General features: G+C 60.2%; 6 protein-coding genes. 3 read left to right on the top strand and 3 right to left on the bottom strand.

Going from position 1 to position 5,960, the window contains the following annotated elements:
- From KAZ48_07325 to KAZ48_07315, 3 genes are all read right to left on the bottom strand, one after another.
- Positions 1-448: hypothetical protein (locus tag KAZ48_07325; GenBank protein MBP7972595.1), on the bottom strand; the 448-nt coding region annotated here is incomplete at its 3' end.
- Between the two features lie 336 nt (positions 449-784).
- Positions 785-1,807 (bottom strand): glycosyltransferase, encoded by a 1,023-nt coding sequence (locus KAZ48_07320; protein MBP7972594.1) that lies wholly within the window; start codon positions 1,805-1,807, stop codon positions 785-787.
- A gap of 8 nt (positions 1,808-1,815) precedes the next feature.
- On the bottom strand, positions 1,816-3,120 hold the full coding sequence (locus KAZ48_07315; GenBank protein ID MBP7972593.1) for an O-antigen ligase family protein: 1,305 nt from the start codon (positions 3,118-3,120) through the stop codon (positions 1,816-1,818).
- A gap of 237 nt (positions 3,121-3,357) precedes the next feature.
- On the opposite strand from KAZ48_07315, the gene KAZ48_07310 reads away from it, so the two are divergent.
- From KAZ48_07310 to KAZ48_07300, 3 genes are all read left to right on the top strand, one after another.
- The gene (locus tag KAZ48_07310) at positions 3,358-4,167 is read left to right on the top strand and encodes an FkbM family methyltransferase (GenBank protein ID MBP7972592.1); all 810 of its coding nucleotides are present in this window, start codon (positions 3,358-3,360) and stop codon (positions 4,165-4,167) included.
- Positions 4,164-4,997, top strand: a complete 834-nt coding sequence (locus KAZ48_07305; protein ID MBP7972591.1) for an FkbM family methyltransferase — start codon at positions 4,164-4,166, stop codon at positions 4,995-4,997. Before KAZ48_07310 ends, KAZ48_07305 begins: the two co-directional genes overlap by 4 nt.
- A gap of 66 nt (positions 4,998-5,063) precedes the next feature.
- The coding region (locus KAZ48_07300; protein ID MBP7972590.1) for a glycosyltransferase at positions 5,064-5,960 on the top strand (897 nt) is incomplete at its 3' end.

The following is a 5,960-nucleotide window of genomic DNA, read 5'->3' as shown; positions in this document are numbered from 1 at the left end:
CTAACCCGATGAGGAGTCCAAGCCCTGCGCTGATCAGAAGTTGCTCTGTGCGCTGCGTGGGTGCCGCCGAAGCGGAAACGGCCGGATCTACCACTGTCACGGAAAGTCCGTTTCCGCGAGTTGAGACTGCCGCAGCGGTTTCGCTGCTGATGACCACCCCAAGCTGGACGGCGATGGCGTTCGCGGTGGCGACCACTTCGTTGGGGTTTGAACCCGTCACGGTTGTGTAGATGAAATTTGTGTTTTCGGGGTTGGTAGTCGTGACCTGAGTTGCGAGCGCTGCTGGCGTTGTGTCGAGGCGCAAGTCTTTGATCACAGGTTTCAGTACCGGAGGCAAGGTAGCGATCAGCAGGTAGCTCGGCATTTGGTCGTAGACTTGGTTGTAGCCACTAGCAGTGTTGGCGACGTCGGCGAACCCAACGAAAGCAACGGACGTGGAGCTATACACGGGTTTCACGTTGCTTGTCACTGCAAAAGCCGCGCCGAGGGCAAGCACAACACAACCGAGGACGATTATCCAGGCACCTCGAATTATTTGTAGAGCGTCCCGAAGGTCCAACACTCTCCTAGTGGGGCAATCTTGCTCTCTGTGTACGCATACTAGTCGCAAGCGGATTAAAGTGAATCATACTGAATTTCGCGTGGTGGGGTGAACCTTCGGTTGCAATGCGAATAAGGGCTCGATTCGGTGAGTAATTCCCGGGTTCCCTAGGTCATTCCACGCGAGCAGCCTGTTCAAACATGGACGAGTTGGCAATGTGCTGGTGCAATGTGCGAGATCGCATCAAAGCCCCAGGTCGGCGAGTAGGCCTGCAAGCCTCTCGGTACCCACGCCAGGACTGAATCTCTCTTCCCAGCGTATTCGCGCGAGTTGCTCTGGCGTGGTTCTATCTGTCGTCAATGCGGACAGCAACGTAATCGCCAGCGCTTCAACGTCGTGGGCTGGGAAGACCCACGGGTGAGACTCACCGACTACTTCGGGCAGGGCTCCTGCGTTCGAGACGATTACCCGGCACTCGCGCGCCATCGCTTCGGCCGCGACCAACCCGAAGGGTTCCGGCCAGCGCGATGGCACTACGCAAACATCGACCCGGTCATACACCGCAGCTGGGTCGATCCATCCCAAGGTCAGGACCTCCACTGGCACCTGCTTGAGCGCTTCACCCACTGCCTCCTGTTGCTGGCCGGAAACGAAGCGAGAATCCCCGGCGACCAGCAGCTTCGTGGGTCGATCGAAGGCGGCGTCTCTGACGAGAAGCGATACGGCCTGCGCGAGCAGATCAACTCCTTTGTCGACGCTGAGCCGACCGATGTAGCCGATCTCCGCGAATTCACGAGATCCGAGCGCAGGGCGAGCATTGAGCTCTTGAGTCCAGTTCTCCAGCGCCACACGATGTCGCCCATTTCGCGCCATGAAGTTAGACGGAACGACTACTCGCACAGCCCGCCGCGCCGCCAGTCTCAGTGCGGCTGCCTGTCGCACCGATGGCTCCTGGTGCAAGTGCATGACGGTGGGGTCACGGGCAAACGAGCCAGCCAGGGCTGGCATGGCACCGTTGGCCCACATCAAACTCCCATGTCGCCTCAGAAGATAGCGGCCAAGTTCAGCGGCGTAGGTCTTGCGATTGGCACCTCTGAGCTCCCGATACGCCACGTCCCGTCGTTGCACCGCAGCGCCAAGGTCTCCCCATGAGGGCCCAACCACAAGGACTTTCTGATCCAGCGTGCGCATTGCTTCGGCCATCCGAAGCAGCATCTGTTCGCCGCCGCCGATCACTCCGTGACCGGATATGAGTTGGATTCGCATTTGCAACGTCAGTGTGCCGATTCAGCTGGCTCGACCACGGTTCTGCCTTGGTTGGCGCCATCGTCGGATTTTGACTGGCCCTCGCCATACGCGGTCTTGACCCACGCGAGACCAATCGCCAACCCCAGTGGGAGGTCGAGCAGAACCTCTCCCAGTGATGCTGCGCCAACCAGCGCGGCTGAGACCGCTGCTACCGCCGCAACTGCGTTGTTTCGAATGCCACTCACCAACGCTGAAATCACCAGGACTGCGTAGATCGCGACACCGATCAGGCCGACTTCGCTGACGATTCCGTAGTAGCTGTTGTGAAAGAAGAAATTGCCTTCGTGCAATTCGACTTTCGCTGAGCCAAGCCCGTTTCCTGTAACCGGGCTCTGAGCGGTGAGCTTCTCGGATGCATCCTGAATTCGGAAGCGGAGATCATCGCTTCCTTCGCGATCGGAGAAAGGTCCGAACAATCGATAGCTAGCCCAGTCTGGCAGCAGCGGCAACAACCAAAGAAATGTCGCCGCCACCGTCGGAAAGACGAGCGTCCAGCCGCGTATACGCGGCATGTACAACATGACGGCCAAGCCAACGTAGAGCGAGAGAATTCCGGTCCTAGACAGGCTGGCCGAGATCACCACGATCGCGCAAATGAGCAGCGACCATCGGATCCACGCGCTACGCAGAAATCCAAACATGAACGGCGTCAGCACCGCTGCGGTAACTGCGAACGTATTCGGGTCGCCAAAGAATCCGCTAGCTCTGCCTTCGTAGGCCGATTGATATGGTCCAACGCTGGCCACGACCAATACCGTGGATAACGCCATTGCTGTGCCAATCCCAATGGCCAGTGAGCGGGTCGGTATTCGACCCGAGGCACCGGTTGTGGCGAGTGCGAGCAGCAACAGGAGATGAAGCATCCGGTGCCAGCCGTCGGCGCCGTTGGGATGGATCAATTGGATGATGAGCAGCCACCCGATGAACATGGGCACGATGACCAACACAGCTGTGGGCAGCGTTGTCTGCTCACGTTTTGCTGCCCAGGCGCCGGCGACAATCAGAGCGGCACCAATTTCGTTGCCCGGGATGCTTAATACAGTTGCGATCGGCACGAGAAGCAGGAAACCGCCCACCGCGACTATCAAATGGGGTCGTGACAGAGCGGCGATGATGCCGATTACGGCAGCGAGCGACGCTGCGATCGCGAAGTTGCCCTGTCCTGCCTCGTAGCCGGCTACGAGCGCGACCAGCACCCCGGCTGCTACGGCCGCAACTGGTTTCCAGCCAACGCCAATGCCCGTTTGGCCAGAGTCGGAGAGGTTGATCATTGCGCGATGAGGGAGCGAGTGCCGGTATCGGCAGTCTTCCCAATCTCCCTTCTCGCCGCGAATCGCCAACCGCTGCCTGGTTGAGATGTTGCCGACGCCCCGGGGATCTGCATTGACCACAAGATACCGCGATATCCGCTCTGGGGGACATATCGGCTCCACATACACCTTATGCGAGTAGATTGCCTGAGATGCTCGGTTTGGCGACTTGTCTGATCGACCGCGGGCCGGTGACGCATGTTTCGTAGCAGAGCTCGGATGGTCAACGCCGCTCGTCGCCCGGAGTTCTGGCGAATGTACCGACGGTTCCTGACAAACATCTCGCCAGGGATCCGGGGTGCGTTGATGTACACCACCGGCAGGGGCCCACTTCCGTTGCTCGCATCGGTGAGAACTCCGATGGGTCGTATCGAGGTTCAGATCGACTCGGTTGATGACCTTCTGACTCTAGGTGAATGCTTCGGTAAGTTGGACTACCGAGTTGCCGGGGATGAGTGCCTCATCGTTGATGCTGGAGCGAACATTGGAATCAGCGCCCTGTATTTCTTGTCCCACGCACCAAATGCACATGTGGTCTGCATCGAGCCCGACCCGAGAAATGTGGAACGGTTGCGCCGAAATCTGACCCGAAATCATCTTGAGCACCGTGTCAGCGTGGTTCCAAGCGCGATTGGCGCACACGCTGGCATCAGCCGTTTCCTGATCGAGAAGACCGGCAGGTACGGAATGCTGGTCGAAGAGGGAGTCGCAGTAGATGACGCAGATGCAGTGCACAGCGAGATTCTCGTCGATTCGGTCGCGGCTGAGCAGTTCCTCGCGTTGCAGCTTGCCGCGACCGGCCGGATCGACATTCTCAAGCTCGACGTCGAAGGGCAGGAACTACCGATTCTGGACGCGCTCTCAACCGAAACGCTGCGCGGAATCGAGGTGATCTACGCCGAGATCATGACTGAACCTCCGGCGCTTTTCGGATTCACACACAGCCGACAAGGAACCGTAAGCCGATTTGCGCGGCGATCAGAGGCCGTTGGCGGAGGCGAGCGGTGAGCATCCTCAACGAGTTGCGGCGAATCGCGGACTCCCCACCGTTGCGACCAGTACTACTTCGGCCCGCGGTTAGGCGCCTTGGCGCGGCACTGCTAGGTCTGCGGTTCCTGGCCGCAGCTTGGGAAATGGATCGACCATGGATGTTCTTGTGGAGTGAAGGTACCCGCCTCCCTCTCGCGCAATACCGCGTTCGCGGATCTGACGTCAGGGTTGTGGTACGCCACGACTCGGGTGCCCGCGAACTCGTGCACGAGATATTCAGTCAGCGCTGCTATGAGCCCTCGGAGGCTATATCTGCGAAACTCCCGGAGTCGCCAGCGATCCTTGATATTGGCGCCAATGTTGGCGGGTTTGCTGCCTTCGCTCTGTCTCGGTGGCCGAACGCTCGCCTTACGTGTATTGAGCCGGACCCTGAGAACTTGCGAGCGCTTAGCACATTTGTCCGAGCCAACCCGCGCTGCGAGGTAGCCGTGATTGCGGCCTGCGCCACCACGTCCGAAGGAGTAGTTGGGTTCGCCGCTGGCCAGGGCTCCGGATCGAGGATTGCCGACGGCTTTCCGCTGACACCTGCCGTCGACGTCATGCCATTGATCAGGGCTGCGGACTTTGTGAAATGCGATATCGAGGGCGGTGAATGGCCAATCCTCACCGATCACCGGCTGGCGGGCGTCGGGCCGACGTTGCTCGTCATGGAATACCACAGGAGATTTCCTGGTGACCGAAATGCCGCATCCGAGGCCCAGCGCTGCTTGAAGCGAGCAGGATTCACCGTGATCAAGGTGATGCCAAATCACTGGGGGCACGGGATCATTTGGGCCCGGAGGTTCTGACGAAGTGGGGCTGCGTTGTTAGACGTACCGGCTGACCGGACGCGTACCGCGTTGTGGGTTGTCGGTGTGTCCGAAATCGCCGGGGTCGGGCGCCATGTTCTTGATGTGGCGCATGCCGGAATCCCGGGCTGGGAACTGCGCTTCCTATTGCCTCACGGGCCATTGCACGACGAGCTTTCCGCCAAGGGACTGACTGCGGGGCTGGAATTTGGGACGCAAGCAGGGGTACGACGCTCGGCAAAGGCGGTCGCGCAGGCAGCCCGAGCCCAACGAGCTGATGTCATTCATTCACATCTGGCATGGGCAGACCTCGTGGCGGCCGTGCCGAGATTGGGCGGCTCGATCCGGATCTCTACAGAACACGGCATTGCCGGTGATCGGGCGACCTATGCGAACGGTCGGGCAGACGGCGCAGTGACCGCCCTCGCTCACATTGCGCGCATGAGACGGACCCGTGGGATTATCGGCGTTTCTGAGGCGACTGCTCAAGCGGTGCGTGACCGCTGGCGACCGACACAGCGCACAGACGTGCGTGTGGTGCGTAACGGGATCGACCGGCTGGACCCAAGCGCCATCGCGCTGGGCGTTCCAGGTAGGGCCGTGGTGGGATACCTTGGCCGCTTCGCTCCAGAGAAGCGAGTGGATCTATTGGTTCGGGCGTTTGCCGAGCTGGCGGGCCGGGATCAGCAAGCGATGCTGGCGCTCGCGGGTTCGGGAGAGACCGAACCGATGCTGCGGCGACTCGTTTCGCAACTCGGACTAACTGAGCGGGTTCGCTTCGATGGCTGGGTGAATTCTGCGCAGTGGCTTGGCGGCGTTGACGTCCTGTGCCTCCCGTCGGTTTGGGAGAATTGTTCTTACGCGATTCTGGAAGGGCTTGCTCGCGGTGTCGGCGTGGTTGCCGCACCGGTTGGCGGAAACCCTGAACTGTTGCCTCGCGGTGCGCTCGCGGATCCAACTGAT

It is taken from the genome of Candidatus Nanopelagicales bacterium (genome assembly GCA_018003655.1).
GTDB lineage: Bacteria > Actinomycetota > Actinomycetes > S36-B12 > UBA10799 > JAGNDY01.
The sequence above is the reverse complement of the archived record's forward strand: the minus strand, read 5'-3'. Positions and strand labels throughout refer to the sequence as shown.